Annotated in this window: 30 protein-coding genes; 21 read left to right on the top strand and 9 right to left on the bottom strand. The window is 60.7% G+C overall.

The features are described from left to right. The first annotated feature begins 63 nt into the window (after positions 1 to 63). Genes NE851_RS05490 through NE851_RS05470 form a run of 5 tightly spaced genes read left to right on the top strand, consistent with a single transcriptional unit; the run spans position 64 to position 4,716 of the window. Positions 64 to 1,008 carry a GHMP family kinase ATP-binding protein gene (locus NE851_RS05490; RefSeq protein WP_254955498.1) on the top strand — a complete coding sequence of 315 codons (945 nt, stop codon included), beginning with the start codon at positions 64 to 66 and terminating at the stop codon, positions 1,006 to 1,008. Beyond that, positions 1,008 to 2,141 (top strand): NAD(P)/FAD-dependent oxidoreductase, encoded by a 1,134-nt coding sequence (locus tag NE851_RS05485; RefSeq protein ID WP_097542640.1) that lies wholly within the window; start codon positions 1,008 to 1,010, stop codon positions 2,139 to 2,141. Before NE851_RS05490 ends, NE851_RS05485 begins: the two co-directional genes overlap by 1 nt. Beyond that, positions 2,135 to 2,911: an NUDIX domain-containing protein gene (locus NE851_RS05480; protein ID WP_097622403.1), complete on the top strand. Its 777-nt coding sequence runs from the start codon at positions 2,135 to 2,137 to the stop codon at positions 2,909 to 2,911. Before NE851_RS05485 ends, NE851_RS05480 begins: the two co-directional genes overlap by 7 nt. Next, positions 2,886 to 3,566 (top strand): D-glycero-alpha-D-manno-heptose-1,7-bisphosphate 7-phosphatase, encoded by a 681-nt coding sequence (locus tag NE851_RS05475; protein ID WP_097622402.1) that lies wholly within the window; start codon positions 2,886 to 2,888, stop codon positions 3,564 to 3,566. The genes NE851_RS05480 and NE851_RS05475 overlap by 26 nt, the downstream gene beginning before the upstream one ends. Then, positions 3,559 to 4,716: an MFS transporter gene (locus NE851_RS05470; protein WP_097542643.1), complete on the top strand. Its 1,158-nt coding sequence runs from the start codon at positions 3,559 to 3,561 to the stop codon at positions 4,714 to 4,716. The genes NE851_RS05475 and NE851_RS05470 overlap by 8 nt, the downstream gene beginning before the upstream one ends. Here the strand turns inward: NE851_RS05470 and NE851_RS35275 are convergent. The 6 genes from NE851_RS35275 to NE851_RS05440 all read right to left on the bottom strand — a co-directional run bounded on the left by NE851_RS35275 (position 4,636) and on the right by NE851_RS05440 (position 10,478). Further along, positions 4,636 to 5,040, bottom strand: a complete 405-nt coding sequence (locus NE851_RS35275; RefSeq protein ID WP_097622400.1) for a type II toxin-antitoxin system RelE/ParE family toxin — start codon at positions 5,038 to 5,040, stop codon at positions 4,636 to 4,638. The genes NE851_RS05470 and NE851_RS35275 overlap by 81 nt on opposite strands. Next, positions 5,037 to 5,348 carry a ribbon-helix-helix domain-containing protein gene (locus NE851_RS05460; protein WP_097622649.1) on the bottom strand — a complete coding sequence of 104 codons (312 nt, stop codon included), beginning with the start codon at positions 5,346 to 5,348 and terminating at the stop codon, positions 5,037 to 5,039. The genes NE851_RS35275 and NE851_RS05460 overlap by 4 nt, the downstream gene beginning before the upstream one ends. 96 nt (positions 5,349 to 5,444) lie before the next feature. Then, positions 5,445 to 5,990 carry a sarcosine oxidase subunit gamma family protein gene (locus NE851_RS05455; RefSeq protein WP_097542645.1) on the bottom strand — a complete coding sequence of 182 codons (546 nt, stop codon included), beginning with the start codon at positions 5,988 to 5,990 and terminating at the stop codon, positions 5,445 to 5,447. Then, the gene (locus NE851_RS05450; protein WP_254955497.1) at positions 5,983 to 8,937 is read right to left on the bottom strand and encodes a sarcosine oxidase subunit alpha family protein; all 2,955 of its coding nucleotides are present in this window, start codon (positions 8,935 to 8,937) and stop codon (positions 5,983 to 5,985) included. The genes NE851_RS05455 and NE851_RS05450 overlap by 8 nt, the downstream gene beginning before the upstream one ends. After that, on the bottom strand, positions 8,934 to 9,215 hold the full coding sequence (locus NE851_RS05445; protein WP_047611841.1) for a sarcosine oxidase subunit delta: 282 nt from the start codon (positions 9,213 to 9,215) through the stop codon (positions 8,934 to 8,936). The genes NE851_RS05450 and NE851_RS05445 overlap by 4 nt, the downstream gene beginning before the upstream one ends. A 12-nt stretch (positions 9,216 to 9,227) precedes the next feature. Then, on the bottom strand, positions 9,228 to 10,478 hold the full coding sequence (locus tag NE851_RS05440; RefSeq protein ID WP_097542647.1) for a sarcosine oxidase subunit beta family protein: 1,251 nt from the start codon (positions 10,476 to 10,478) through the stop codon (positions 9,228 to 9,230). Between the two features lie 86 nt (positions 10,479 to 10,564). On the opposite strand from NE851_RS05440, the gene NE851_RS05435 reads away from it, so the two are divergent. The 16 genes from NE851_RS05435 to minE all read left to right on the top strand — a co-directional run bounded on the left by NE851_RS05435 (position 10,565) and on the right by minE (position 25,932). After that, entirely contained in the window at positions 10,565 to 11,524 is a 960-nt protein-coding gene (locus NE851_RS05435; RefSeq protein WP_254955496.1) for a GlxA family transcriptional regulator, read from the top strand. Between the two features lie 80 nt (positions 11,525 to 11,604). Further along, positions 11,605 to 12,288 carry a helix-turn-helix domain-containing protein gene (locus NE851_RS05430; RefSeq protein ID WP_097542649.1) on the top strand — a complete coding sequence of 228 codons (684 nt, stop codon included), beginning with the start codon at positions 11,605 to 11,607 and terminating at the stop codon, positions 12,286 to 12,288. Positions 12,289 to 12,376: 88 nt separating this feature from the next. Next, a complete protein-coding gene (locus tag NE851_RS05425) occupies positions 12,377 to 13,282 on the top strand; it encodes a class II glutamine amidotransferase (protein WP_097542650.1) in 906 nt (301 codons plus the stop codon). Positions 13,283 to 13,337: 55 nt separating this feature from the next. After that, on the top strand, positions 13,338 to 14,024 hold the full coding sequence (locus tag NE851_RS05420) for a GltB/FmdC/FwdC-like GXGXG domain-containing protein (protein WP_047611831.1): 687 nt from the start codon (positions 13,338 to 13,340) through the stop codon (positions 14,022 to 14,024). A 14-nt stretch (positions 14,025 to 14,038) separates the two neighbouring features. Continuing rightward, positions 14,039 to 15,367 carry an FMN-binding glutamate synthase family protein gene (locus tag NE851_RS05415; RefSeq protein ID WP_003594873.1) on the top strand — a complete coding sequence of 443 codons (1,329 nt, stop codon included), beginning with the start codon at positions 14,039 to 14,041 and terminating at the stop codon, positions 15,365 to 15,367. A gap of 91 nt (positions 15,368 to 15,458) precedes the next feature. Beyond that, entirely contained in the window at positions 15,459 to 16,766 is a 1,308-nt protein-coding gene (glnT, locus tag NE851_RS05410) for a type III glutamate--ammonia ligase (RefSeq protein WP_063475679.1), read from the top strand. A gap of 91 nt (positions 16,767 to 16,857) precedes the next feature. Next, positions 16,858 to 17,742 carry a formyltetrahydrofolate deformylase gene (gene purU / locus NE851_RS05405; RefSeq protein WP_183905569.1) on the top strand — a complete coding sequence of 295 codons (885 nt, stop codon included), beginning with the start codon at positions 16,858 to 16,860 and terminating at the stop codon, positions 17,740 to 17,742. 173 nt (positions 17,743 to 17,915) lie between these two features. After that, positions 17,916 to 19,049 (top strand): aminomethyl transferase family protein, encoded by a 1,134-nt coding sequence (locus NE851_RS05400; RefSeq protein ID WP_063476232.1) that lies wholly within the window; start codon positions 17,916 to 17,918, stop codon positions 19,047 to 19,049. 11 nt (positions 19,050 to 19,060) lie between these two features. Beyond that, positions 19,061 to 19,666, top strand: coding sequence for a dimethylamine monooxygenase subunit DmmA family protein (locus NE851_RS05395; RefSeq protein ID WP_047613346.1), 606 nt, complete (start codon positions 19,061 to 19,063; stop codon positions 19,664 to 19,666). Continuing rightward, complete coding sequence (locus tag NE851_RS05390; protein WP_097622836.1) at positions 19,663 to 20,628, top strand: PDR/VanB family oxidoreductase; 966 nt, start codon at positions 19,663 to 19,665, stop codon at positions 20,626 to 20,628. Before NE851_RS05395 ends, NE851_RS05390 begins: the two co-directional genes overlap by 4 nt. A 34-nt stretch (positions 20,629 to 20,662) precedes the next feature. After that, positions 20,663 to 21,703 carry a heme-dependent oxidative N-demethylase family protein gene (locus NE851_RS05385; RefSeq protein WP_097622835.1) on the top strand — a complete coding sequence of 347 codons (1,041 nt, stop codon included), beginning with the start codon at positions 20,663 to 20,665 and terminating at the stop codon, positions 21,701 to 21,703. A gap of 83 nt (positions 21,704 to 21,786) precedes the next feature. Beyond that, a complete protein-coding gene (locus NE851_RS05380) occupies positions 21,787 to 23,124 on the top strand; it encodes a trimethylamine monooxygenase (RefSeq protein WP_097622834.1) in 1,338 nt (445 codons plus the stop codon). 117 nt (positions 23,125 to 23,241) lie between these two features. Beyond that, on the top strand, positions 23,242 to 23,844 hold the full coding sequence (locus tag NE851_RS35210; protein WP_047613341.1) for a methyl-accepting chemotaxis protein: 603 nt from the start codon (positions 23,242 to 23,244) through the stop codon (positions 23,842 to 23,844). A gap of 210 nt (positions 23,845 to 24,054) precedes the next feature. After that, positions 24,055 to 24,774 (top strand): septum site-determining protein MinC, encoded by a 720-nt coding sequence (gene minC, locus NE851_RS05365; protein WP_047613339.1) that lies wholly within the window; start codon positions 24,055 to 24,057, stop codon positions 24,772 to 24,774. An 85-nt stretch (positions 24,775 to 24,859) separates the two neighbouring features. Next, positions 24,860 to 25,675, top strand: a complete 816-nt coding sequence (minD, locus tag NE851_RS05360; protein ID WP_018448670.1) for a septum site-determining protein MinD — start codon at positions 24,860 to 24,862, stop codon at positions 25,673 to 25,675. Further along, positions 25,672 to 25,932, top strand: a complete 261-nt coding sequence (minE, locus tag NE851_RS05355; RefSeq protein WP_003574994.1) for a cell division topological specificity factor MinE — start codon at positions 25,672 to 25,674, stop codon at positions 25,930 to 25,932. The genes minD and minE overlap by 4 nt, the downstream gene beginning before the upstream one ends. Before the next feature lie 41 nt (positions 25,933 to 25,973). Here the strand turns inward: minE and NE851_RS05350 are convergent, their stop codons facing one another. The 3 genes from NE851_RS05350 to NE851_RS05340 form a co-directional block, all read right to left on the bottom strand. Then, positions 25,974 to 26,354 carry a DUF6481 family protein gene (locus tag NE851_RS05350; RefSeq protein WP_047613336.1) on the bottom strand — a complete coding sequence of 127 codons (381 nt, stop codon included), beginning with the start codon at positions 26,352 to 26,354 and terminating at the stop codon, positions 25,974 to 25,976. Positions 26,355 to 26,390: 36 nt separating this feature from the next. Continuing rightward, positions 26,391 to 26,612: a hypothetical protein gene (locus NE851_RS05345; protein WP_047613334.1), complete on the bottom strand. Its 222-nt coding sequence runs from the start codon at positions 26,610 to 26,612 to the stop codon at positions 26,391 to 26,393. A 127-nt stretch (positions 26,613 to 26,739) separates the two neighbouring features. Further along, positions 26,740 to 26,949: a cold-shock protein gene (locus NE851_RS05340; RefSeq protein ID WP_003548109.1), complete on the bottom strand. Its 210-nt coding sequence runs from the start codon at positions 26,947 to 26,949 to the stop codon at positions 26,740 to 26,742. Positions 26,950 to 26,984 lie beyond the last annotated feature (35 nt).

Here is a 26,984-nt window from a genome sequence, read left to right as displayed (position 1 = left end):
CCGCCCGACTTAATAGTTTCAAAAACCCCATTGAGGGTGAGCTTCCTGGGTGGAGGAAGTGATGTGCCAAGCTTCTATAAGAAAATGAATGGCGGCGTCGTGAGCACCGCCATCGACAAGTTTGTGTTCGTGACCGCCAAATGGCGACGCGATAGCAAAATCAGGTTGGTTACTCATTCGGAACAGCTATTCTCAACCTGGCATAAGATAAGCGATCCGATCCTACGATCGGTTTTCCAGTCTCTCAACTGGCGAGGGGGAGTTGACGTTTCGATCATGTCGGACGTCACATCAAGCGGAAGCGGCCTTGGAGCATCCAGTGCCGTTGCCGTTGGCCTGTTCAATGCACTTGTGCAACTCGCCGGTCATTTTCTCGAACCGAATGAGCTAGCAGCGCGCGCTGCGCACGCCGAAATGATAATTGCTGGCCGCGAGATCGGGAAGCAGGATGCCTACCCTCCGGCCTTTGGCGGTCTTCGACATTATCGGTTTCTGTCTAACGAAACGGTCGAATGCCGTGGCCTCGACCTTTCGCCTGATGTGCAAGCAGAATTGTCAAGCTGGCTTATGCTGCTCGACAGCGGTTATCGCCGGGACGCGTCGAAAACATTGGCAACACAAAGGGTTCTTGTGTCGCCCGTTGCACGCGACGAGGTTCTGGCAAGGATGGTCCACCTTGCTGAAGACTTGGCATTGGACTTGGAACGTTCGGATCTATCGAACGTCGGAAATTACTTCGACGAGGCGTGGCATCTCAAAGAGCGCCTTGGCGCTTTAGATGGCAAACCTGAGCTGGCGGAGATTTACAATCGAGCCAAGCGTTGCGGGGCTTTAGGTGCGAAAATTCTGGGAGCCGGCGGAGGAGGATATTTCCTGTTTCTAACGCCCCCTAGCGCACATGCTCAGCTCCAGGATGCCTTTCACAGCAAAGCCTTGCACAAGGTTTCCATCCATAGCGAAGGCTCTCGTGCCGACAAGATTGACTACTCTGGCGTGGGAGCGTCTTAATGGAAGGTGCAGATCACTTTGATGTTTTGGTCGTGGGAGCTGGCTGCGCAGGGCTCACAACTGCCGACGTTCTAAGCGAACTTGGCGCAAAAGTCCTCCTCATCGAGCAAGGAGATAAAATCGCTCCTGGTCCAAGCACTCGGAACGGGGGCTATGTTCACGGTGGCGGTTTTCATGCCGCTGTGATCGATGATCCGATACGGGCGGCCCGCACTGCGCAACGATGCAGGGAAGGGTGCGAATTTTACCGCACGCATCATTGGACGGCGATCCATCACAACGCAGCGCCGGTTCGCCTTCTTGTCCGCGACAAGGTTCTCGCAGACCGAGCCCTGGAAAGATGGGCCTCTTTTCAGATAGAAGCGATCCCTCTTTCTTCTGCCCAATTGGCCAACCCTGAATTTGAATTCCGCGGAAACGCCACGGTTGCTGCATACGTGAAGGACCTGCCGATCAACTACGCAATGGTCTACCAGAAGCTCCTATCCCGGATGCTTCATAGAGGCGTCACCACGTGGGTGGGACATCGCCTGTCTTCATACGTCGATGGCATTGCAACAATCACGGTCGCGGGTGAGACCAAGCGCGTGAGGGTAAAGCAGGTCGTCTATTGCGCAGGTTTCGAAACAAAAGGCTTGTTGGAGCGAAACAGAGACCGGTGGAGTTCACTCGGGGATACGACTGTTAAACTATGGAAAAGTCATGTTGTTTTGACGAAGCGTTTCACGAAATTTGGATACATGATCGTCGATCCCGGTGACGTTTCGGTGATGCCCCAAGGCGACTACTGCGTTGTATGTCAGAGCCAGGAGGATTTGGAAATCGAAGCGCCCAACTATGACCAGGTGCCCTCCACTGTTGCCGGCATCAAAGACCGGCTGAATACAACCTATAACGTCCCGCATTTCGCAGCTTATCAGTCCAATGCCTGCCTGAAGCCGAGCATTCATGTCAGCAGCGCCGGCCCACGATCAGTTGACGTGCATGTCATAGAGCTTTCTGAAAATGAGATCCTCGCCCTTCCAGGCAAAGCAACGGAAGCTCCCCTCATGGCAGCAGAGGTAGCCGCCAAATTACAAGCCATGCTCACGTATTCAATAACGAAACGGCCGGGAGACACATATTCATGGTGAAACACAGATTCCCGGAAGAGACCCATCTTTCAGTGGTAGCTCGAAATGTCCGCTGCAAGCTCGCTGGTAGTTTCGAGTTCGATGACGCAGGTCGATCGGAACAGTTCCGCATTTGGTCAGATTTCACACGGACTCGGCCGAGCGCGTTCGATGGCGCACTTCTCAGGCTCAAATCTTTTGCGAGCGCAAAGGGCATCGCGGCAATCGAGGCAGAGCGGACATCCTTCTCCGCTTACATCACATCACGCCAGCCGTCGTTTTCTGATGAGTTTCCAGCGTCAGGAAGAGCAGACCCCCTGGGCTTGACTGTTCTTCTTGTCAGCCGCGATAACCACCTTGTCCTCACTCAGCGGAGCCTAACAGCCGAGCAAAACCCGGGTGGTCTCTATTTCGTCGGCGGATATGCCGAGCCGACCGCGCGCGATGGAGAGATCAATCTATTCGAAGAAGCCACGCGCGAAGTGAAAGAAGAACTTGGGGTTCTGGATGTTGATCCAGACCGATCATGGCTGATCGGCCTAGCGTATGATCCTGTCTACTGCCATCCGGAGCTGTTCTTCGTTATGAGGGCCGGTCACACTGCGGCGGAGATTGTGAGCCTCAGCCGGGATGCGGATGATCGGAATGAGGCAAACAGCATCTTTACGCATCCATTTGATGCCGTTCTATCAGAGGATGTGAAGCAACTGGCGACTTTTCCGAGGACGTGGAGCTATATCAGAGGCATTAACTTCGCGAGACGCCATGTTGAAACCACTGGCCGGTTATAAGCGGCAGGAATACGAGAAATTCCATTCTCGCATATACTGGCGACGCGAACGACAAAGCCGACCGCGGCAGGAAATTCTATTCTTGGACCGGGATGGCGTCCTCAACGTCGATAGCGGATATGTGGGGAGTATTCGGCAAGTTGAACTCCTGCCCGGGGTGATCAATGCGATCCAATTTTGTCGCCGGTCAGGAATCTTCGTCGCTCTCGTGACAAATCAAAGCGGCATTGGAAGAAAGTATTACTCCTGGGCTGATTTCGAGTTGGTGTGCCATCACATAGAGCAATCGATCTCAAAAGATGCTCCAATGTTCGAAGCTATTGCAGCCTGCGCTCAGGTTCCAAATCCGGACTTAGTGGAGGAGTTCGAATGGAGGAAGCCAGGCCCGGGCATGATACAGGCAATTTGTGACCGGTTGGAGTTACGCGCGGACCGGTGTTGGCTTGTCGGAGATCGGCTCTCTGATGTTGAAGCAGCTGCGCGAGCCGGACTTGCCGGTGCAGTTCAAATATCGGACCCGCGATCGAAGCGAGCGAGCCCTGCTTCCACGGGATTTTCCCATCTTTATGCAGATGAAGCCGCTGACGCCATTGCGCTGGCCGCATCATCAATCCTTCGACAAAGAGATTTAAGGGATCGCAATGTCTATGAGTGACGCCGAGACCACGTCAACTCGGTGGAATAATGTCGCCTATGCTCTGTCCATCGGCCTGCTAACGGCGTCAGTAAATCCCAATCTTTCCTTGTATCTGTATGAGAGATTTCGCGTCGACCCCACCACGCTAAGCTGGCTTTTGGGTCTGAACAGTATTGCCGGCTTGGTTTTCACATTGATTATACCGGCGATCTCCGATCGCGTTTCAGACCTCCGAAGAATGCTTTCCACGGTGAATTGCGTTGCATTTTTCGGGTTGGCTAGCATTCCTTTCGTGTCAGACCCGCACACGCTTGGCCTGCTGTTTGTTCTGTTGCTGGGACCATACAGCGCGTTATCGAGCCTCTTTTTCGCATACATTCGACGGACGCATTCCAACCCATCGCTCGTTGTGAAATTACGGAGCCTGTTTTCTGTCGCATGGGTCGTGGGACCAGCAGCAGCCACCACAGCGATGACCAGTTTCGGTCTATCAAGCATATTTTGGATTGCCGCGACTCTTTGTTTAGCCAACAGCATGTTTATTTGGTGGATGCCGTCATCCAACCCACCGTTTCCCCGAGCTAAGAGGGACAACGGTCAAAACGGAAAAATTACTGTTATCTTGATGTTCGCTGGTTTTGTGCTCCTTCTGGGCACCAACTATATCACGGGCAACGTGGTCTCCTTGTTGCTAAGGGATGAGTTTCACTCAACTCTGTTTCAGATCGGCCTCGTCGCAAGCTTGGCCGCCGCGTTTGAGATACCGCTGTTCTTTTTATTGCCAATTGTCGCAGAAAGACGTGGACGCGCATTCGTGTTTAAAATTGGCTGTCTAGCAGGGCTCCTTTACTGCATCGGCCTTTCAGCCTCACAAAACTACCTGCAAGTTCTGCTCTTACAGGCTCTTAACGCCGTATTCGTTGCATCCGTGATAGGAATGGGGCTTGCCTGGTTCCAGGAAATTCACCCGGCGAAGATTGGATTCATGACGGGACTTTTTTCCAACGCTTCGCGTCTAAGCGCATTGGTCGCGGCACCAGTTATCGGCACGTCAACACTTTATTTTGCAAGCTATCGAGGTCCCATCCTAGTTGCAGCCATCATGGTCCTGGCGGGCGGGCTGATTCTGCTCCCGATCGCCGCCGACAGGAAACAGCACGCTCGGTAGCTTCCATGCGACGTGCAGGAAATCGCACCTGCCATATTTTTCATCCGACCACTCGATCACCGTCGTTAGAGTGTCATTCGCCCCCAGCCGGAACCGCTCTCTCTCAACCAATTCCACCGGCCCTTGGTCGGTGTCCGGATGGGTCTCGTAGAGGATTACATAGGGAGCCTCAACGAGCATGCGCGCCGAGGGACTGATATCCCGTTGGCGTGAGCCGAGACGCGGCTGGTCGATCAAAAGCATCGCCTTCTCTCGGAAACGGCGGAAATATCGCTCCGCCGCCTGAGGCTGTTCCCGGGCGATGTCAGCGTAGATTTTTTTCACGCCGGCGCGGGCGGCGACAGTCCAGACGAGCGGGCATGCTGGGCGGCGAGCTTGGCTTCCTGGCGTGCCTCGTCGAGCAGCCGATCGAAATCTACGGGCTCAATGCCGCCGCTTGCCTTGCCTTCGGCCCAGAATGCGCGCAAGCGCTCAATGTCGCCCTTACGGGATTCCCATTTTGCAGACCAGTCGCGGATAGCTTCACGGATTACTTCGCTGCTGCTGGCGTATGCGCCGCTTTCCACGGCATCGCGCAGCAAATCCGCCTGCTGTGGCGTCATCGAGACACTAATCTTTTCGACGTTGGGCACAAGCAGCTCCATTTCCCCGCGGTGGTAAAGATTACCACCGCCTCGACCTCCTGCCAAGTATCCTGGAAATGGCGCCATTGCCGACACGGATGGCCCCTATGCGTCGTCCTTTTCGGCGCTCGCCGCCATATGGGTGAGTTCGTCCCAGAGGCTTTCGGCAAAGCTGCGCAGGACCGTGAGTTCGAAGCTGTCATCGCCGGTGCGGACGATCTGCACGGAGAGATGACCAACCATGGTCATGGCCGAATGGCCTTCCGGGAAGACGCCGGGATCGAGATTGACGGCGGTGCCCTTTGAGAGAAGCGCCCGCGAAGAGCGGCCGGAAACGCCGATGCGCACACGCCCGTGGCTCTGGTCCATGACGTAGGCTTTTCCGGCAAGCGCTGCGGCGAGGGCATCAAGGCTGGCCGGGACGAGTGGTTCGTCGCCGGCGACGAACCATTGACCGAAGCCCGCCTTGCGGATCGAACTTTTTGCAAAGCCTGCCTTTGCCAATTCCGCAGCGAGCGCGGATGGCTCTATCGCGCCGAGCACATGCAGGAGATGCCCCTCCGGCAGGGCTTGCAGGCGGATGCCGGCCTCCGAGATGCCGTTATAAACCGTTCCGGCCAGAACCGGTTTGTGTTGCGGAAGATCAGGCATGAAGCTTCTCGTTTTCGGGATCGATGAAGACGGGATGGCAGAGCACCGCATCGGTGAATTCATTGCGCAGGCCGTTCCAGACCGTCACCTTTTCGCCGATACGCTCCGGCCCGCGCTTGACGAGCGCCAGGCCGATCGTATGGCCGAGCCCCGGCGAAAAGGCGCTCGATGTGACGTAGCCCTGATCGTTTTCGAGCGTCGCCGCAGCGCCCTCGGCAAGGATATGCGAGCCGGTGCGGAAGCCGCTTGTCGGATTGAGCGGTTTGACGCCGACGAGGCGCGGGCGCTCGGGATCCTGCAGGCCGTCGCGGGCAAGCATGGCCTTGCCGATGAAATCCGGCTTGGTTGATGAAACCATGCGGCCGAAACCGAGATCGCCTGGGGTGACCGTGCCGTTGATCTCGGCATGGGTGACGTGGCCCTTCTCGATGCGCATGACGCCGAGCGCTTCGGCGCCATAGGCGCAGATGCCATGTTTCTCACCGGCTGCCATGATCGCGTCGGCAACGCCTTCGCCGTAGCCGGCCGGTACTGCCAGCTCGTAGGCGAGTTCGCCGGAGAAGGAGATCCGGAAGAGCCGGCCTTCGAGCCCGCCGCCGAAGAGCGAGACCTTGCGGGCGCTCATGAAGGGGAAGGCCGCATCCGACAGATCCTCGTCGACGATCTCGGAGAGGATGTCGCGCGACTTCGGCCCGGCAACGGCCATCTGCGCCCATTGATCGGTGGAGGAGGCGAAGCAGACGTCGAGCTCCGGCCAGAGCGTCTGGGCGCAGAATTCGAGATGGGTGAGCACGCCGGCGGCAAGTGCGGTCGTCGTCGTCATGAAGAAATGATCGTCGCTGAACCGGCTGGTGGTGCCGTCGTCATAGATGAAGCCATCCTCGCGCAGCATGATGCCGTAACGCGCCTTGCCGACGGCAAGCTTGGCGAAGCCGTTGCAATAGATGCGATCGAGGAAGGTCGCGGCATCCCTGCCGAAGATTTCGATCTTGCCGAGGGTCGAGACGTCGCAGAGGCCGGCATTTTTGCGGATGTTCAATACTTCGCGGTCGACGCTTTCGCGCCACGTCGTTTCGCCCACGCGCGGGAACCAGGAAGAACGATACCAGAGGCCGGTTTCGACGAAGACCGCGCCGTTTTTCTCGGCCCAGCCATGCAGCGGCGATTTGCGCGCCGGCTGGAAATGTTTGCCGCGCGATGCCCCGGTCAAAGCGCCGAAGGAGACCGGCGTATAGAAGGGCCGGAAGGTCGTCGTTCCCACCTCGGCGGGCGACACGCCACGCGTCTCGGCGAGAATGCCGATGGCGTTGATGTTGGAAAGCTTGCCCTGGTCGGTCGCCATGCCGCTGGTGGTATAACGCTTGGCGAGCTCGACATGGCCGTAGCCTTCGCGCACGGCCAGCCCAAGGTCCTTGAGATGCACGTCGTTCTGATAGTCGACGAAGGCCTTGCCCTTTGAACCTTTGACCGACCAGAGCGGCTTTGCGTGCTGAGCCGTCTCGGTGGCGGAAGCAAAGGCCGGTTCCGCGGCGATGCCGATTGCCTGCAATGCGGCGGCGGCCTTTGCGGCGCCATCGCCGAGGCAGGCTGTGGTCTGCGCAAGGCCGTCTGCGGCGCCCGCAACCGCGAGGCCTTCCTGTGCAGTCGGCGCCAGAAACCCCGAAGTCTCCTCCGACCATCGCGGCTTGCCGCCGCGATGGCAGGCAAGATGAATGACCGGGCTCCAGCCACCCGACATCGCGAGCGCATCCGCGTCGATCCGGCGAAGGCCGCCTGCGGTTTCGACGCCGACGCTGTGCAGGCGCTTGCCGCCGAACGCATCGATCACCCGGGCGCCCCGCAGAACCTCGGCACGGCCCTGCCAGCTCTTGCCGCCATCGGCGCGACTGTCGATGATCGCCGCAACTCGAAGGCCGGAGGCTTCAAGGTCGGCGGCGGTGTCATATCCGGCATCATTGGTGGTGAAGATCACCGTGCTTTGGCCCGGCGCCACCGCCTGCCGGTTGAGATAGCTGCGCATGGCGCCTGCCATCATCACACCGGGAATATCGTTGCCGCCAAAGACGAGCGGCCGCTCTTCGGCGCCGGTCGCCAGGATCGCCTGGCGGGCGACGATGCGCCACAACCGTTCGACCGGACGATCCGGATCGGGCATCGCTACATGCTTCTGCACCCGCTCGACGGCGCCGAAGACATTGTCGTCGTACCAGCCGAACACCGTCATGCGCGGCATGCGGCGCACGTTCTCCAGGCCCTCCAGCTCGGCAAGCAGCTCGTTGAGAACAGTGCCCGCCGGCTTGCCGTCGACGGTGCCGGTCTCGGAAAGCAGGCTACCGCCGAGTTCCGGCCCCTCGTCGGCGAGGATGACGCGTGCGCCGGCCCGGCCGGCGGTCAGCGCTGCGGCAAGGCCGGCAGGGCCGGCGCCGATCACCAGCAGATCGCAATGCGCCCAGCATTTCTCGTAGGAATCAGGATCGGCTTCGTAGGAGGCTCTGCCGAGGCCCGCCGCCTTGCGGATCACCGGCTCGTAGAGCTTTTCCCAGAGGGCCGCCGGCCACATGAAGGTCTTGTAATAGAAGCCGGCGCTGAGGAAGGGCGACAGCAGCCCGTTGACCGCGCCGATATCGAAGCCGAGAGAGGGCCAGCGGTTCTGGCTCTTTGCCGTCAACCCCTGATAAAGCTCGATCATCGTCGCGCGTGTATTCGGTTCGGTGCGCCCGCCGCTGCCTGTCGTCACCAGCGCGTTCGGTTCGGCGGCCCCCGCCGTCAGAATGCCGCGCGGGCGGTGATATTTGAAGCTGCGGCCGACGAGCTGGACGCCGTTGGCGAGCAGCGCCGAGGCGAGCGTGTCGCCCGGATGGCCTTCGAGCGGCCTGCCGTCGAAGGTGAAGCCGAGCGTTGTGGCGCGGTCGATCCGGCCGCCGGAGGAGAGACGGAAACTCGTCATGCCGGTTCTCCGCCGAGCTTGGAAAGGGCGGCATCCCTGACGCGGTGGACCGCATGGGTGACGGTGTCGCGCTCGACGATCAGCCAGCGGCGGCATCCGGAGGTGTGATGCCAGTATTCGCTGTGCCGGCCGCGCGGATTGTCACGGAGATAGACATAGTCGAACCAGGCATCCGCGCCGGCATCCGGCGCCGGCCTGGCAAGGCTGGCATCGCCGCGGATCGAAAATTCCTCCTTGGGCCGGGCACCGCAATGGGGACATGAAATCAGGCTTGCCATGGTCGAATGTCCTTAGTGCAGATTGGGCTGGGCGCCGACGCCCTTTTCGTCGATCGGATAACCGCGCGCGAAACGGTCGAGCCGGAAGGCGCGGGCGGTCTGATGCGGCGTGTTGCGGGCGATCAGATGGGCGTAGCAGAAGCCGGAGGCGGGTGTCGCCTTGAAGCCGCCGTAACACCAGCCGGTATTGAGGTAGAGATTGTCGATATGGGTGCGGTCGATGATCGGCGAGCCGTCCATGCTCATATCCATGACGCCGCCCCAGGAGCGCAGATAGCGCACGCGCGAAAGCGACGGGATCATCGCCAGCCCGGCCTCGGCGACATGTTCGACCGAAGCGAGATTGCCGCGCTGGGCATAGGAATTATAGCCGTCGATATCGCCGCCGAAGACGAGGCCGCCCTTATCGGACTGGGAGACATAGAAATGCCCGGCGCCGAAGGTGACGACCGTGTCGATGAAGGGTTTCAGGCCTTCGGAGACGAAGGCCTGCAGCACATGGCTTTCAATCGGCAGCCGCAGGCCGGCCATATCGGCGACGACGGTGGAGTTGCCGGCGGCTGCGAGCGCCAGCTTGCCGCAGCCGATGAAGCCCTTGCTGGTCTCGACGCCGGTCACCTGACCATTTTCGCGGCGGATACCGGTCACCTCGCACTGGGTGATGATGTCGACGCCGCGGCTGTCTGCGCCGCGCGCATAACCCCAGGCGACCGCATCGTGACGCACCGTGCCGCCGCGCGGGTGGAACAGGCCGCCCATAATGGGGAAACGGGCATTGTCGAAATCGAGGAAGGGCAATTTCCGGCGCACTGCCTGCCGGTCGAGAAGCTCGGCGTCGACGCCGTGCAGCCGCATGGCGTTGCCGCGGCGCGTATAGGCGTCACGCTGCGCATCGGAATGGAAGAGGTTGAGCACGCCGCGCTGCGAGACCATGGCGTTGAAGTTGAAGTCCTGCTCCAGCCCTTCCCAAAGCTTCATCGACAGCTCGTAGAAGGGATTGTTGCCTGATAGCAGGTAGTTCGAACGGATGATCGTCGTGTTCCTGCCGATATTGCCGGAGCCGAGATAGCCCTTTTCGAGGACGGCGACATTGGTGACGCCGAACTCCTTGGCGAGATAATAGGCGGTGGCAAGACCATGGCCGCCGCCGCCGACGATGATGACGTCGTAATGCGGCTTCGGCGCCGGATCGCGCCAGGCAGGCGCCCAGCCCTTGTTGCCGCGAAGGCCGTTCAGAAAAATCGAAAGAGCGGAATAGCGCATGGGTCACCCGGAAAGAACAGGAGCATGATGCCAGAAAGAGACGCATGTACTTGCACGATAAGGACATAAATCGCTAAGAAAGAGACATGTCTTCATTTGATAGCAAAAATGTCCAGACAATCGGCTTCATCCTCATCCCGGGATTTGCGCTGATGTCCTATGCCTCGGCCACAGAGCCGCTCAGGGCGGCAAATCTTCTGGCCGGGCGCGAGATCTATCGGCTGCGGATCTTCTCGCCGGATGGTGCAGCGGCGCTTTCCTCCTCGGGCACCAGCGTTCCCGCCGAACCTCTGCCGGTCAGAGGCTCGGGACTTGGAACAGCCTTTGTCTGCGCCGGCGGGTCACCGCGCGACTGGCGATATCCCGGTGTGCTTGCCTGCTTGCGGCAGCTGTCGCGCGAAGGTGTAAGGATCGGCGGCATTTCGGGCGGTCCCTATCTGATGGCCGCCGCCGGACTGCTGGGCGGCCGCGACTTCACCATCCACTGGGAGCATGCCGCCGCCCTTCTCGAAGCCTTCCCGGACCTCACGCCGCGCCAGGCGCGCTTCATGATCGACGGCAACCGGATCACCTGCGGCGGCGGCATCGCGCCCCTCGACATGATGCATGTGCTGATCGCCGAGCGCATGGGACCGGATTTCGCCCGCCGGGTCAGCGACTGGTACCTTCATACCGAGGTCAACGAGCCGGCGGCACCCCAGCGCGCCTCGCTGGCCGAGCGTTACGGCGTCCATCATCCCGGCCTGCTCAGCGTTCTCGAACGGATGGAGGAGACGATCGAGATGCCGCTCGAACGTGCCGCCATGGCGCGCATTGCCGGCGTCACCGCCCGCCACCTCGACCGGCTCTTTGCCGCCTATCTCGGCACCTCCTTCCTCGATCAATATCGCAGGATCAGGCTGCAGCATGCCCATCGCCTGCTGAAACAGAGCCCGCTTTCGGTCTCGGAAATCGCGGTCGCCACCGGTTTTTCCAGTCTGAGCCATTTTTCCCGGATGTTCCGCGCCGTCTACGGCATCGCTCCGCGCGCGGCGCGGCGGGAATAAGTTTTCTTCACGGTTGAGGAATTTTCACTATGGCGATAGGGTTGCCTGCAGACCAAAGAGAAGGCGGCGGTGGAAAATCCATGAAATCCAAGCGTGAAGCGGCAGAGCAATCGGAACAGGCGCATAGTGGACGCGCGCCCTTTTCCCAGGATCCGCACGCCGTCCGGGAGCCGAAGGAGAACAACCTCGAAATGGCGATCGGCCACGAGGTGCGCGCCTACCGCAAGAAACTCGGCATTACGGTCACCGATCTGGCGGCCGCGACCGGCATTTCGCTCGGCATGCTGTCGAAGATCGAGAACGGTAACATTTCGCCGTCGCTGACGACGCTGCAATCGCTGTCGCGGGCGCTCGGCGTGCCGCTGACGGCCTTTTTCCGCCGCTTCGAGGAACCGCGCAATGCCGTCTTCGTCAAGGCGGGGCAGGGCATCGAGCTCGAGCGGCGCGGCACGCGCGCCGGCCATCAATATAATCTGCTCGGCCATATCGACAACAATACCAGCGGCGTCATCGTCGAGCCCTATCTGATCACGCTGACGGCCGATTCCGATATTTTCCCGACCTTCCAGCACGAGGGCATGGAGTTTCTCTACATGCTCGAAGGCGAGGTGATCTATCGCCACGGCGACCAGCTTTTCCAGATGCAGCCGGGCGACAGCCTGTTCTTCGACGCCGACGCGCCCCATGGGCCGGAGCAGTTGATGAAGCTGCCGAGCAAGTACCTCTCGATCATCAGTTATCCCCAGCAGAACTCCAAGAGCTGACTTGCCTTAGAAGAAAAGTTTATTCCTCCCAGTTGATGTCCTGATGTAGACCTGCTAGTCCTTTCTCAACATGAAAGGAGGCACACCTATGTGCGGCATCGTTGGACTGTTCCTCAAGGACAAGAGCCTTGAGCCTCAGCTGGGAAATCTGCTCTCGGATATGCTGATAACCATGACCGATCGCGGTCCGGACTCGGCCGGCATCGCCATCTATGGCGGCTCCGCCGAAGGCAGGGCAAAAATCACCATCCAGTCGGCCAATCCCGGCGCGGATTTCGACGGCCTCGCCGGCGACCTTGAGAAGGCCGGCATCAAAGCCGACGTCTCGATCAAGAGTACGCATGCGGTCATCGAGCTGGACGCGTCCAAGCTTGGCAATGTGCGCAAGGCGCTTGAAGAGATCCGCCCGGCGGTCCGTCTGATGGGATCGGGCGAAAGCGTCGAAATCTACAAGGAGATCGGCCTTCCGAAAGAGGTCGTGGCGCGCTTCGGCGTCCGGGCGATGAGCGGAACCCACGGCATCGGCCATACCCGTATGGCAACGGAATCCGCGGTCACCACGCTCGGCGCGCATCCGTTCTCGACCGGCGCCGACCAGTGCCTTGTGCACAATGGCTCGCTCTCCAACCACAACAACCTGCGCCGCGAACTGGTGCGCGAAGGCATGACCTTCGAGACGCAGAACGATTCCGAAGTCGCCGCCGCCTATCTCACCGCCGAAATGGCCAAGGGCAAGGATCTCGGCCAGGCGCTGACGGGCGCGCTCGACGATCTCGACGGCTTCTTCACCTTCGTCGTCGGCACCAAGTCCGGCTTCGGCGTGGTGCGCGACCCGATCGCCTGCAAGCCCGCCGTCATGGCCGAGACGGATCAGTATGTCGCCTTCGGCTCGGAATACCGCGCGCTGGTCAACCTTCCCGGCATCGAGAATGCCCGTGTCTGGGAGCCGGAGCCGGCAACCGTTTACTTCTGGGATCACGACAAGGCCGCCTGAAGGACGCCTGAAAAGCAGGAGCCGGCTCAAACCGTCTCGGACCAACGAGGAATAAATGCCCACATTCGATCTTTCCAACACGCCTCTTCGCGAATTGAACAGCGCGCTGCACGCCCTTTCCCAGGGTGCGAACGACACTGAATTCGAAGTCATCAACCCGCGCGGCAGTCATGCCGTCGCCGTTGGCATCGACAGCCCCGTCACGGTCGCTGTCAGAGGATCGGTTGGCTATTACTGCGCCGGCATGAATGACGGCGGCAGGGTGACTGTTCATGGTTCGGCCGGTCCGGGCGTTGCCGAAAACATGATGTCCGGTACCGTCGTCATAGAGGGCGACGCCAGCCAATATGCCGGCGCCACCGGCCGAGGCGGCCTGCTCGTCATCAAGGGCAACGCGGCGTCGCGCTGCGGCATTTCGATGAAGGGCATCGACATCGTCGTTCATGGCAGCATCGGCCACATGTCGGCCTTCATGGGTCAATCCGGCCATCTGGTCGTGCTGGGCGACGCCGGCGATGCGTTGGGGGATTCGCTCTACGAAGCCAAGCTGTTCGTCCGCGGCGAGGTCAAAAGCCTCGGCTCCGACTGCATCGAGAAAGAGATGCGGCCGGAGCATCTGGACAAGCTTGCCGAACTGCTCGATCGCGCCGGGGTCACGGACGTCAGGCCCGAAGAGTTCAAGCGCTACGGCTCCGCCCGCAAGCTTTACAATTTCAACATCGACAACGCCGACGCGTATTAAGGCGAGGGACCCCCATGAGCTATCACAACCCCTATACCCCGCCGCGCAAGTCCGCGACATTCGACGACTATACGCTTGCCGAAATCCGCCGCGCGGCCGCGACCGGTATCTATGACATCCGCGGCGCCGGCACCAAACGCAAGGTTCCGCATTTCGACGACCTGCTGTTTCTCGGCGCCTCCATCTCGCGTTATCCGCTCGAAGGCTACCGCGAGAAATGCGACACGACAGTGGTGCTCGGCTCACGTTTCGCCAAGAAGCCGATCACGCTGAAGACGCCGATCACCATTGCCGGCATGAGCTTCGGCGCGCTGTCCGGCAATGCCAAGGAAGCGCTCGGCCGCGGCGCGACGATCGCCGGGACCTCCACGACGACAGGCGACGGCGGCATGACCGATGAAGAGCGCGGCCATTCGCAAACGCTGGTCTACCAATACCTGCCGTCGCGCTACGGCATGAATCCGAAGGATCTGCGCCGCGCCGACGCGATCGAAGTCGTGGTCGGCCAGGGCGCCAAGCCCGGCGGCGGCGGCATGCTGCTCGGCCAGAAGATCTCCGACCGCGTCGCCAATATGCGCAACCTGCCCAAGGGCATCGACCAGCGCTCGGCCTGCCGCCATCCGGACTGGACCGGCCCCGACGATCTGGAAATCAAGATCATGGAGCTGCGTGAGATCACCGACTGGGAAAAGCCGATCTACGTCAAGGTCGGCGGCGCGCGTCCGTACTATGACACCGCTCTTGCGGTGAAGGCGGGCGCCGATGTCGTCGTGCTCGACGGCATGCAGGGCGGCACGGCGGCGACCCAGGACGTCTTCATCGAGAATGTCGGCATGCCGACGCTCGCCTGCATTCGTCCGGCTGTCCAGGCGCTGCAGGATCTCGGCATGCACCGCAAGGTGCAGCTCATCGTTTCGGGCGGCATCCGCTCCGGCGCCGACGTTGCCAAGGCGCTGGCGCTGGGCGCCGACGCGGTCGCGATCGGCACGGCGGCGCTCGTGGCGATCGGCGACAACGATCCGCATTGGGAAGAGGAATACCAAAAGCTCGGCACGACGGCCGGCGCCTATGACGATTGGCATGAAGGCAAGGATCCGGCCGGCATCACCACCCAGGACCCGGAGCTTGCCAAACGCCTCGACCCGGTTGCGGCCGGCCGCCGCCTCGCCAACTACCTCAAAGTCATGACGCTCGAGGCCCAGACGATCGCGCGAGCCTGCGGCAAGAACCACCTGCACAATCTCGAGCCGGAAGACCTCGTCGCGCTGACGATCGAGGCATCGGCCATGGCGCAGGTGCCGCTCGCCGGCACCAACTGGATCCCCGGCAAGACCGGTTTCTAAAAACGCCGGCCGGGCGCGTTTGGGAGGATGCGGCCGGCTTCATTATCAAGTGTCTAAGATCATTACATAAGGTCAATACAAGGGGACAAACGTGACACTGGACCTCTCGCAATACGCCTCCGAAAAAGGCATCAAATATTTCATGATCAGCTACACCGACCTGTTCGGCGGCCAACGCGCCAAGCTGGTCCCCGCCGAAGCCATCGCCGACATGCAGAAAGATGGCGCCGGCTTTGCGGGCTTTGCAACCTGGCTCGATCTGACGCCTGCCCATCCCGACCTGTTCGCGGTTCCCGATGCTTCCTCCGTCATCCAGCTGCCCTGGAAGAAGGACGTCGCATGGGTTGCCGCCGACTGCGTCATGGACGATCAGCCTGTCGAACAGGCCCCGCGCGTTCTGCTGAAAAAGCTGGTCGCCGAGGCTGCGAAAGAGGGGCTGCGGGTAAAAACCGGCGTGGAGCCCGAGTTCTTTCTCATCTCTGCCGATGGCTCGGTGATTTCAGACCAGTTCGATACCGCCGAGAAGCCTTGCTATGATCAGCAGGCGGTGATGCGTCGCTATGATGTCATCGCCGAGATTTGCGACTACATGCTCGAGCTCGGCTGGAAGCCCTATCAGAACGATCACGAGGACGCGAACGGCCAGTTCGAGATGAACTGGGAATATGACGACGCGCTTCAGACGGCGGACAAGCACTCCTTCTTCAAGTTCATGGTCAAGTCGGTCGCCGAAAAGCACGGCCTTCGCGCCACCTTCATGCCGAAGCCCTTCAAGGGCCTGACCGGAAACGGGTGCCATGCCCACATCTCGGTCTGGGACATCGATGGCAAGGTGAACGCCTTCGCGGACAAGGAAATGGCCTTCGGGCTCTCCGCTCAGGGTAAAACCTTCCTCGGCGGCATCATGAAGCACGCCTCGGCGCTCGCCGCGATCACCAATCCGACGGTCAATTCTTACAAGCGCATCAACGCGCCGCGCACGACATCGGGCGCCACCTGGTCGCCGAACACCGTGACCTGGACGGGCAACAACCGCACCCACATGGTGCGTGTGCCGGGACCCGGACGTTTCGAGCTGCGCCTGCCGGACGGGGCAGTCAACCCGTACCTCTTGCAGGCGATCATCATCGCCGCCGGCCTCGACGGCATCCGCAGCCAGGCCGATCCCGGCCGGCATTACGATATCGACATGTATGCCGAGGGGCATCTGGTGAAGGACGCACCGCGCCTGCCGCTCAACCTGCTCGACGCGCTGCGGGCCTATGATGCCGACGAGGGCTTGAAGGCGGCCATCGGGGCTGAGTTTTCCGCCGCCTACCTCAAGCTCAAGCATCGGGAATGGAATGCCTACTGCTCGCATTTCACCCAGTGGGAACGCGACAACACGCTCGACATCTGAGGAGCGGGCAGACCTGCAATAGGCACGCCGGACGGAAAAGCGCCGGCGCGCCCAGGTTCTCTGCGCTTGAAACGGCGAAGGAAAAGACCGCATGAAGAACTTCGTACTCACCGTATCCTGCCAATCGACGCGCGGCATCGTTGCGGCGATTTCGAGCTATCTGGCGGAGAAGGGCTGCAACATCATCGACAGCTCGCAGTTCGACGATCTCGATACCGGCAAGTTCTTCATGCGCGTCAGCTTCATTTCGGAAGAAGGGCTTTCGGGGGCCGATATCGACGCCGGTTTTACAGCCGTCGCCGCGCCCTTCGAGATGGATTACGAGTTTCACGACAGCGAGAAGCGCATGAAGGTGCTGCTGATGGTGTCGCGCTTCGGCCATTGTCTCAACGACCTGCTCTACCGCTGGAAGATCGGCGCGCTGCCGATCGACATCGTCGGCGTCGTCTCCAACCATTTCGACTACCAGAAGGTCGTGGTCAACCACGACATCCCCTTCCACCATATTCCGGTCACCAAGGCCAACAAGGTGCAGGCCGAGGCCCGGATCATGGAGGTGGCCGAGCAGACCGGCACCGAACTGATCGTGCTCGCCCGCTACATGCAGATCCTGTCGGACGAGATGTGCCAGAAAATGTCCGGCCGGATCATCAACATCCATCATTCCTTCCTGCCGAGCTTCAAGGGCGCCAATCCCTACAAGCAGGCCTATGGCCGCGGCGTCAAGCTGATCGGGGCGACGGCGCATTACGTCACCGCCGATCTCGACGAAGGCCCGATCATCGAGCAGGACACGGCGCGCATCACCCATGCGCAGTCGCCCGACGATTATGTCTCGATCGGCCGCGACGTCGAAAGTCAGGTGCTGGCGCGCGCCATCCACGCCCATATCCATCACCGCACCTTCATCAACGGCAACCGCACCGTGGTCTTCCCGGCAAGCCCCGGCAGCTACGCCTCCGAACGCATGGGTTGAGAGAGACGGCCATCGGCGGCAGCACGCAGTCGCATCGGTCATGCAGGACGTTAAAGCTGCGGCGAGTGTCGCCGAAAGTTTGGGAAATGCATGCCGGGCGGGCTTGCCACGGCGCGAAAGACTTATATAGTCAGGAAATAAATATTCCGTAGAGGAAATAAGAGGGAACGGAAATGGCTTTATCATGGCGTTTCTCCGTCTTGGCGGATCGGCATCGCGCTCTGGGATCGAAGCTCGAGGACTGGAGCGGCATGGGAACCGCCTGGACCTACGACAAGGACATGTCGGAAGAACATGTCGCCGTTCGCACCAAGGCCGGCATCATGGATGTCTCGGGCCTGAAGAAAGTGCACCTGGTCGGCCCGCACGCCATCGCCGTGCTCGACTACATCACCACCCGCGACCTGACGAAGATCTATCCCGGCCGCTCGGTCTATGCGACCATGCTGAACGAGCGCGGCCACTTCACCGACGACTGCATCGTCTATCGCACCGGCCCGAATTCCTGGATGCTGGTGCATGGCTCCGGCTCCGGCCACGAGGAAGTCGTCCGCCAGGCGGCAGGCCGCAATTGCGCCGTGCTCTTCGACGACGACCTGCATGACCTGTCGCTGCAGGGTCCGCTCGCGGTCGACTATCTCGCCAAATACGTGCCCGGCATCCGCGACCTCAAATATTTCCACCACATGCAGACGACGCTATTCGGCGCGCCGGTGATGATCTCTCGCACCGGCTATACCGGCGAGCGCGGCTACGAGATCTTCGTGCGCGGCCAAGACGCCGTGATGGTCTGGGACCGGATTGTCGAGGAAGGCAAGGAGATGGGCATCATCCCCTGCTGCTTCTCGGTTCTCGACATGCTGCGCGTCGAAAGCTATCTGCTCTTCTACCCCTACGACAATTCGCAGATGTATCCCTTCGCCGATCAGCCGCCCGGCGACAGCCTCTGGGAACTCGGCCTCGACTTTACCGTCAGCCCCGGCAAGACGGGCTTTCGCGGCGCCGAGGAACATGCCCGCCTCAAGGGTAGGGAACGCTTCAAGATCTTCGGCATGCTGATCGATGCCGACGGACCGGCCGATCTCGGCGACGAGGTCTTTGCCGACGGCAAGAAGGTCGGCGTCATCACCTGCCCGAGCTATTCGTCGCTGACGAAGAAATCCATGGCGATCGCCCGTCTCGACGTTGACAAGGCGGTGCATGGGACGAAACTCGAAGTCCGCGGCAAGACCCTCAAGGCGGGCGCCACCGCCCATACGCTTCCCTTCGACGATCCGGAGAAGAAGAAGAGGACTGCCGTAGGTTAAGGAGCACGCGAATGCTCGTTGCAGGCATCAAGAGCCGACCAGTCTACACGGGACTGACCATCCAGCCCAACGCCCGGCGGCACATTTTCGCGCTCGAAGGGGAGGGCGCCAAGGCTCTCCTCGATCAGCAGCCGGCGCTTGACGACACGGCGCTTTCCCGCAGCGAAATCCTCTATGTCGCCCGCGGCTCGCAAGGGTCCGGCCTGGACGAGGCGCTGCGCCGCCTCGGCGCCGACATGTTCTTCACCGCCCCGACCATCGCAACGCTGCTCTTCCGGTTGAAAGGCTCGCTCGCCACCGCCCATATGGGCACGCGGCTTTATATCTCGGGCACCGAAGGCTTCATCGGTCAGGCGATGCTCTTGGCGCTCGAATACGGCATGGACCATGCCTCCGTCATCACCGAGCATCGCGGCTCGCTGGCCCGACGCGTGCAATGCGTCCATTGCAAGGGCATCACCGACGACGTCACCACCAGCCCCTTTGCCTGCAGCCATTGCGGGCTCCCGCTTCTGGTGCGCGACCATTATTCACGCCGGCTTGCGGCCTTCCAGGGCGTCAATATCGATGCCGAAGAGCCCGGCAGCGCGCCTGATCCGGAGGAGTTGTTCCTTTGAGCGGTGGTACTGAAATTCCTGTCCGCGTGGCGCGGATCACGCCGATCGCCGATCGCGTCAAGCGCTTTCGCTTCGAGCGCCTGGACGGCAAGCCGATGCCCTATTTCTCCGGCGGCGCGCATGTCATCGTCTCGATGAACGATGGCGGCCACATGCGCCGCAACGCCTATTCGCTGATGTCGCCGCCGCATGACTGCACAGCCTATGAGATCAGCGTGCTGCATGTCGAGGATTCACGCGGCGGCTCCACCTTCATGCATGAGAAGGTCAGCGAAGGCGACGAACTGAAGGTCAGCTATCCCGTCAACCTGTTCCAGCCGGACTGGCGCGGGCGCAAGCATCTCCTGATCGCCGGCGGCATCGGCATCACCCCCTTCATCGCGATGATGGAACAGTTTTCCCGCGAAGGCGCCAATTTCGAGCTGCACTACGCCATCCGCACGCGTGACCGCGGCGCCTATTGGCGGGAACTGCTGGAGCGCTACGGCGGGCATCGCATCAAGATCTATTGCGACGCCGAAGGTGGCGCCATCCCGTTGACGCGCCTGCTCGACAGCCAGCCGCTCGGCACGCATCTCTATGTCTGCGGCCCATCCGGGATGATCGACGGTGTGCTGAAAACAGGCCTCAATGCCGGCTGGCCGGAACAGAACCTGCATTCGGAACGGTTCCTGTCGTCGCTGCCCGGCAAACCCTTCACGATGGAACTGATCCGCTCCGGCAAGACCGTGAAGGTCGGCCATCATGAAAGCATGCTGGAGGCGATCGAGGCGGCGGGCGTCGACGCGCCCTTCCTCTGTCGCGGCGGCGCCTGCGGTCAATGCGAGACGGGTGTCGTCACCTGCGACGGCAAGCTGCTGCACCATGACGTCTATCTGACGAACGAAGAAAAAGCATCCGGCCGCAAGGTGATGATCTGCGTGTCCCGCTTCGAGGGAAACACGCTGCATCTCGATCTCTAGCGGCATCTGATAAAGCGGGACAAGGAGACCGAACATGGCAATCGCCTTCAAGCAGGAAACCTTCCGGAACGACTTCAGCTACCGCAACAGCCCCGAAAACATCCGGCGTTTCCCGTTTCCCTTCGACCGCGACGAATACATGTATTCCGTCAACATGGAGCCGCATGTGCGCGGCCGGGCGGGCACCGTCTACGAAAACCTGATCGACGTCGACGAGCATTACGTCGCCGAAATGCACGACCGGGCGTTGGTTCTGAAGGAAGATCCGCTGCGCTACCAGGCGCTGCCGCACATGATGAGCGCGCAATGGGATACGCTCGAACTTTTGATGGAAGAGCAGGCGGCGGGTTATCCCGAGCATTTCACGCTGATCCGCAACGGCGACCAATGGCGCTGGATCAACCGCCCGCTCGGCATCGACGACAGCTTCACCTTCGGCGATGCCTCGACGCTGCCCTGCGAGCCCTTCGAATATATCACCCGCCAGGCCCAGGGCGACTTCTGCATCGTTGATCAGCGCGACGGCAATCTCTGGATGGACGCCGGCATGGTGACGACGCAGGCCGACTGGTCGCTCGATTTCGATATCGGCATGAATTTCATGGAATGGCACGGGCCGGTGCCGCTCGCCCACCAGATCGGCGTCTTCGACCGGGCGCTGAAATTCCTGTTGAACCTGCAGCAGGGCAAACCGACACGGCGCTTCAACTGGACGATGACGATCAATCCTCGGCTCGACACCAGCCCAGAGAACTACCACAAATGGGGTCCCGATCGCACCACCGTGACGCCTGACAATGTCGGCGAGAAGGTGCATCTGCGCGTCGAGCTGCAGAGCCTCTGGCGCCTGCCGCGCTCGAATGCCATCCTCTTCGTCATCCGCTGCTACCTGATGAACATGGAGGAGCTCGCCACCGTGCCGAAATGGGCGCGCCGCTTTCCGCGCGTGCTGAAGACGCTGCCGCCGGAGCTCATCGACTACAAGGGCCTCACCCGTTTCCGCGAGACGACGATCGACTGGCTTTCCAAATATGACGACGGAGCTCCCACCAGCCCCGGCATCTATCCCGACTGACGCGCAGCGGTGCGCACCAGCGCCGCGTGTGGTTTCAGACGCGCAAAACAGGCAATGACATATAATCAAGAGGGGAATGCTTCATGACAAGAGTAGCCGTCATCGGTGCCGGTCCTTCCGGGCTTGCGCAGCTGCGCGCCTTTCAATCGGCCGCCCAGAAGGGCGCCGAGATCCCGGAGATCGTCTGCTTCGAAAAACAGTCGGATTGGGGCGGGCTCTGGAACTATACCTGGCGCACCGGCCTCGACGAATATGGCGAGCCGGTCCATGGCAGCATGTATCGATACCTCTGGTCGAACGGCCCGAAGGAATGCCTGGAATTCGCCGATTATTCCTTCGAGGAGCATTTCGGCAAGCCGATCGCCTCCTATCCGCCGCGCGCCGTGCTCTGGGATTACATCAAGGGCCGCGTCGAGAAGGCGAATGTCCGGCACTGGGTGCGCTTCAGCACGCCGGTGCGCATGGTCCGCTTCGACGATCAGACGAAGAAATTCACGGTGACGGCGCATAACCGCATCGAGGACCGGATGTATGACGAGGAATTCGATTATGTCGTCGTCGCAAGCGGCCATTTCTCGACGCCGAACGTGCCCTATTTCGAGGGTGTGAAGACCTTCAACGGCCGCGTGCTGCATGCCCATGATTTCCGCGACGCGCTGGAGTTCAAGGGCAAGGATATCCTGATCGTCGGCCGCAGCTATTCGGCCGAAGACATCGGTTCGCAATGCTGGAAATACGGCGCGAAATCGGTGACGACGAGCTACCGTTCAAAACCGATGGGCTTCAAATGGCCGGAGAATTTCGAGGAACGGCCGCTGTTGACCAAGCTCGAAAACCGCACGGCGCATTTCCTCGACGGCTCGAGCAAGGAGGTCGATGCTGTGATCCTCTGCACCGGATACCAGCACCACTTCCCCTTCCTGCCCGACGATCTCCGGCTGAAGACCGCCAACCGCCTCTGGGCCGACAGCCTCTACAAGGGGGTGATCTTCGACAAGAACCCGCAGCTTTTCTATATCGGCATGCAGGACCAGTTCTACACCTTCAACATGTTCGACGTGCAGGCCTGGTGGGCGCGCGACGTAATGATGGGGCGCATCACCCTGCCGTCGGAAGAGGCGCTGAAGGCCAATTTCGAGATGTGGCGCGCCCGCGAGGAAACGCTTGAAGATGCCGAGCAGATGATCTGGTATCAGGGCGACTATGTGAAGGAACTGCTTGATGAAACCGACTATCCCTCCTTCGACATCGAGGGCACCAACCGGACCTTCATGGAGTGGGAACATCACAAGGCCCACAATATCATGGGCTTCCGCGATCATGCCTACCGGTCGCTGATGACCGGCAACATGTCGCCGACGCATCACACGCCCTGGGTCGAGGCGCTCGACGATTCCATGGAAGAATATCTGCGCAACTGATGAGGCAGGCCTGCATTGCCGGAGGAGGGTGGTCGTGCATTCTCTTCCGGCGCATGCGCCGTATTAAATGAGACGACATAAATCCATCTGCAACTCTTCTCTTCGGATGTGGCCTTCATGGATTTTCAAACGAGCATTCTCGGGCGCATGAACGGTTTTCTCTACCGCTGCCGCGCCGACGAAAACTACACCATGCTTGAAATGACCGACGGCATCGAGCGCATCTTCGGTTATCCCACCGACGAGATCATCGGCAATCGCACGCGGACCTTCACCTCGATCATGTACGAGGAAGACGTGCCTCTGATGGACGAGATCGTCGGTCGGGCGCTGGAGAAGCGCACGGACTGGACGATGGAATACCGCATCCGTCACGCCATGGGTCATCTCATCTGGGTCACCGAGACCGGCGGCGGCATCTGGGACGAGAGGGGCGAGCTTCTTTATCTCGAAGGCAGCATCATCAACATCGAATCACTCTATCAGCGAATCGATGAGCAGACCGCCGACATGCGCGTCACCGCCTCGAAGACCAATGAAATCCTGCAATCGCTGCGTTACCTGAAGCTGCTTGCCGTCAATGCCGGCATCGAGGCCGCCCGCGCCGGCACGGCCGGATCGGGCTTTGCCGTGCTGGCCGCCGAGATGCGCACGCTCGCCAACTCCTCGGAAGAGGCCGCACGCGCCATTTCCAATGCACAACGCAAGGCGGAAGGCTGAGCGTCACCCGGCGCAGCGGCAGATTTGCGGCTGACGTCGAAAGCCGCATTATTAACCGTGCGGTGCAGCTGGAGAACATAAAGCGTTTCCAATGGCTTGCCGCAATCTCGCCCTCGAAAAACCTCACGTCATTATGGGTAATGTTAAGGTCGCGTTAACTTTTTGTTAACCATAGCAGCGCTAGACATGGTCAACGATTTCTTCACATAGATGACCAAAGTGCTAACAGACGCTCGCTCTATCCGCATCAAGGGCCGCTCTTTCCTCGCGGTCATGCTGTCCCCGGATCTTCCCATCGATGATTGGTTGATCAGGCTGGACGATCTGGCCGCGCGTTCGGCCGGGTTTTTCCTCGGCCGGCCTGTCGTGCTCGATCTGACGGACCTGCAGATCGACCGGCCGCAGCTGAAGGACCTGATTGCCGAACTTGCCAAGCGCAATGTCAGCATCATGGGCATCGAAGGCGCGCGGCCTTCGATCCTCGGCTCCGGGATGCCGCCGGCGCTCAAAGGCGGCCGGTCGGTTTCCGATATCGAGGTTCCGGCCAAAGAGAGCGTCGATACGCCGGTCAAACCGGCAGCGGCGGAGACGCGCCCGGCCATGCAATCGATCGTCATTCGGGAGCCGGTGCGCTCCGGACAATCGGTGATATTCCCGGAAGGTGACGTCACCGTCATCGGATCGGTCGCCTCGGGTGCCGAGGTCATCGCCGGAGGGTCCGTGCATATCTATGGCGCCCTGCGTGGCCGAGCCATGGCGGGGTCCATCGGAAACGCATCGGCGCGGATCTTTTGTCGCAAGCTCGAGGCCGAGCTGGTTGCAATCGACGGCATCTACAAAATGGCGGAAGACATGGCCCCCAATCTTCGCGGACAGGCTGTTCAGCTCTGGCTCGAAGAGGACGCGATCATGGCAGAGAAACTGATCTGACGGCAGCGGTGCGCGTCTCTTCGAGAGCCGCAAAGGACGCTGTAACACTTTGAATTACTGGGGCCACGGCAAAGGAGAGACAATGATGGGGAAAGTGATCGTCGTCACGTCAGGCAAGGGCGGGGTTGGCAAGACCACCTCGACCGCCGCATTGGGAGCGGCGCTGGCGCAACGCAATGAAAAAGTCGTCGTCGTCGATTTCGACGTGGGCTTGCGCAATCTCGACCTCGTGATGGGCGCCGAACGCCGGGTCGTCTACGACCTGATCAACGTGATCCAGGGCGACGCCAAGCTTACCCAGGCGCTGATCCGCGACAAGCGTTTGGAAACGCTGTTCCTGCTGCCGGCCTCGCAGACGCGCGACAAGGACAATCTGACGGCCGAGGGCGTCGAGCGCGTCATCAACGACCTGAAGCGCTATTTCGACTGGATCATCTGCGACAGCCCCGCAGGGATCGAACGCGGCGCGACGCTTGCCATGCGCCACGCCGATGTTGCCGTGGTCGTCACCAATCCGGAAGTCTCGTCGGTGCGCGATTCCGATCGCATCATCGGCCTGCTGGATGCCAAGACCGCCAAGGCCGAACGCGGCGAGCGGATGGAAAAGCACCTGCTGCTCACCCGCTACGACGCCAACCGCGCCGAACGCGGCGACATGCTCAAGGTCGACGACGTCCTGGAAATCCTTTCCATCCCGCTGCTCGGCATCATACCCGAAAGCATGGATGTCCTGCGTGCCTCCAACATCGGCGCGCCGGTCACGCTGGCAGACAGCCGCAGCGCGGCTGCTATGGCCTATTTCGATGCCGCTCGCCGGCTCGCCGGCGAGACGGTGCCGATCGCGATCCCAGAGGAAAAGAGGAATATTTTCGGCAAGATCTTCGGACGGAGGGCAGCATGAATATTTTCCGTCTTTTCAACAAGCAGAGAACAGCACCGGCCGCCCGCGAACGGCTGCAGGTCCTTCTCGCCCATGAACGTTCCTCGGCGGGGTCGGACCTGGTCTCGCTGCTGCGTGAGGAAATCCTGGCGGTGATCGCAAAACACGTGCAGCTCGACCATGACAAGGTGCAGGTGACGATCGATCGCAACGAGTACGTCTCGACGCTGGAAATCGACGTCGAAATCCCGCTGAATGCAGCCGTGCAGGCGGCTTGAAAGATAGCGCTGCCTGTCGTGTCGACAGGCGGCGCCGACAGTCAGGACTTTCTGGCTTTGCGATTGGCGTAGCGCAGGTCGCGTTCGGCCTTTCGGGCCGCTTCATCGGCAATCACGCGGGCGATCCGGTCTTTGTCAGCCGCTTCGCGCGCGTCGGCCTCGGCGCGTGCGGCGGCCTCGGCGGCAGCCTGACGCTCGGCTTCTGCGGCCTGAGCCCGCTCCAGTTCCTCGAGCTTGACCCGTTCGCGCGCAGCACGCCGTTCTTCCCTGGCCGCGGCAATGGCCTGGCGCTCCGCCTGCTTGGCGAGCCGGGTGGGTTCAGCCGTATCCTTGGCGGTACGATACGCATTGAGGAGAGCGGCCTTGGCTTCGGCAGCGGCGCTGCGGCGATCGGCAAGCTCGTTGTTTCTGGCGTTTTTCAAATCTGTTTCCTGACTGTTGGATGTCTGGCCCGAAGGTCAGATTTTCTTTTTCTTTGCGGCAAGAGCGGTAACCGCTGTCAAGCGATCCTGCAACTCCTTGGCCTCGCGGGCTTCGCGTAACCGCAAGGTCTTTTCTTCGCGGGCCCGCACCGTCTGATCGACTTCCTCAACCGCACGGCTTCGCGCCAGGAATTGCGATTGCGCGTTTCCAAAGGCAATCTCCGCCTGCTTGCGTGATTTGCTATGTGACTCTGTCATATCCGTCCTGGATTCATGCGCCGCTCAGCGAACGCAACAAAAAGGCCAGGCAAATTGCCTGACCTTGATAGTATCATGCTTTCGGCAGTGCCGGTACATCCGCGGTCAAAGGAAAGCAGATTTCAGCTCAGGCAGCCTGGAGATTGCAAGCGGACATTTTGCCCGACTTGTTATCGCGCTCAAGCTCGTAGCCGATCTTCTGGCCCTCGACGATTTCGCGCATTCCGGCGCGCTCGACGGCAGAGATGTGAACGAAGGCGTCAGCGCCGCCGTCATCAGGCTGAATGAAGCCGAAGCCCTTGGTGGAATTGAACCATTTAACTGTGCCAGTGGTCATAACAAACCCTTTCATAGCAATTGACAGACCGCACG

It is taken from the genome of Rhizobium anhuiense bv. trifolii, assembly GCF_024346605.1.
GTDB lineage: Bacteria > Pseudomonadota > Alphaproteobacteria > Rhizobiales > Rhizobiaceae > Rhizobium > Rhizobium anhuiense.
Note: the sequence above shows the minus strand (reverse complement) of the source record. Positions and strands in the feature narration are given on the sequence as shown.

Coding starts and splice junctions, on each gene's coding strand:
- NE851_RS05445 (WP_047611841.1), bottom strand. CDS start 9,215: ATGGCAAGCCTGATTTCATGTCCCCATTGCGGTGCCCGGCCCAAGGAG.
- NE851_RS05340 (WP_003548109.1), bottom strand. CDS start 26,949: ATGACCACTGGCACAGTTAAATGGTTCAATTCCACCAAGGGCTTCGGC.
- NE851_RS05415 (WP_003594873.1), top strand. CDS start 14,039: ATGAGCTATCACAACCCCTATACCCCGCCGCGCAAGTCCGCGACATTC.
- NE851_RS05400 (WP_063476232.1), top strand. CDS start 17,916: ATGGCTTTATCATGGCGTTTCTCCGTCTTGGCGGATCGGCATCGCGCT.
- NE851_RS05470 (WP_097542643.1), top strand. CDS start 3,559: ATGAGTGACGCCGAGACCACGTCAACTCGGTGGAATAATGTCGCCTAT.
- NE851_RS05395 (WP_047613346.1), top strand. CDS start 19,061: ATGCTCGTTGCAGGCATCAAGAGCCGACCAGTCTACACGGGACTGACC.
- NE851_RS05385 (WP_097622835.1), top strand. CDS start 20,663: ATGGCAATCGCCTTCAAGCAGGAAACCTTCCGGAACGACTTCAGCTAC.
- NE851_RS05475 (WP_097622402.1), top strand. CDS start 2,886: ATGTTGAAACCACTGGCCGGTTATAAGCGGCAGGAATACGAGAAATTC.
- NE851_RS05435 (WP_254955496.1), top strand. CDS start 10,565: ATGTCTTCATTTGATAGCAAAAATGTCCAGACAATCGGCTTCATCCTC.
- NE851_RS05485 (WP_097542640.1), top strand. CDS start 1,008: ATGGAAGGTGCAGATCACTTTGATGTTTTGGTCGTGGGAGCTGGCTGC.
- NE851_RS05430 (WP_097542649.1), top strand. CDS start 11,605: ATGAAATCCAAGCGTGAAGCGGCAGAGCAATCGGAACAGGCGCATAGT.
- NE851_RS05425 (WP_097542650.1), top strand. CDS start 12,377: ATGTGCGGCATCGTTGGACTGTTCCTCAAGGACAAGAGCCTTGAGCCT.
- NE851_RS05480 (WP_097622403.1), top strand. CDS start 2,135: ATGGTGAAACACAGATTCCCGGAAGAGACCCATCTTTCAGTGGTAGCT.
- purU (WP_183905569.1), top strand. CDS start 16,858: ATGAAGAACTTCGTACTCACCGTATCCTGCCAATCGACGCGCGGCATC.
- NE851_RS35210 (WP_047613341.1), top strand. CDS start 23,242: ATGGATTTTCAAACGAGCATTCTCGGGCGCATGAACGGTTTTCTCTAC.
- minD (WP_018448670.1), top strand. CDS start 24,860: ATGGGGAAAGTGATCGTCGTCACGTCAGGCAAGGGCGGGGTTGGCAAG.
- NE851_RS05420 (WP_047611831.1), top strand. CDS start 13,338: ATGCCCACATTCGATCTTTCCAACACGCCTCTTCGCGAATTGAACAGC.
- NE851_RS05440 (WP_097542647.1), bottom strand. CDS start 10,478: ATGCGCTATTCCGCTCTTTCGATTTTTCTGAACGGCCTTCGCGGCAAC.
- NE851_RS05450 (WP_254955497.1), bottom strand. CDS start 8,937: ATGACGAGTTTCCGTCTCTCCTCCGGCGGCCGGATCGACCGCGCCACA.
- NE851_RS05345 (WP_047613334.1), bottom strand. CDS start 26,612: ATGACAGAGTCACATAGCAAATCACGCAAGCAGGCGGAGATTGCCTTT.
- NE851_RS05455 (WP_097542645.1), bottom strand. CDS start 5,990: ATGCCTGATCTTCCGCAACACAAACCGGTTCTGGCCGGAACGGTTTAT.
- NE851_RS05380 (WP_097622834.1), top strand. CDS start 21,787: ATGACAAGAGTAGCCGTCATCGGTGCCGGTCCTTCCGGGCTTGCGCAG.
- minC (WP_047613339.1), top strand. CDS start 24,055: ATGACCAAAGTGCTAACAGACGCTCGCTCTATCCGCATCAAGGGCCGC.
- minE (WP_003574994.1), top strand. CDS start 25,672: ATGAATATTTTCCGTCTTTTCAACAAGCAGAGAACAGCACCGGCCGCC.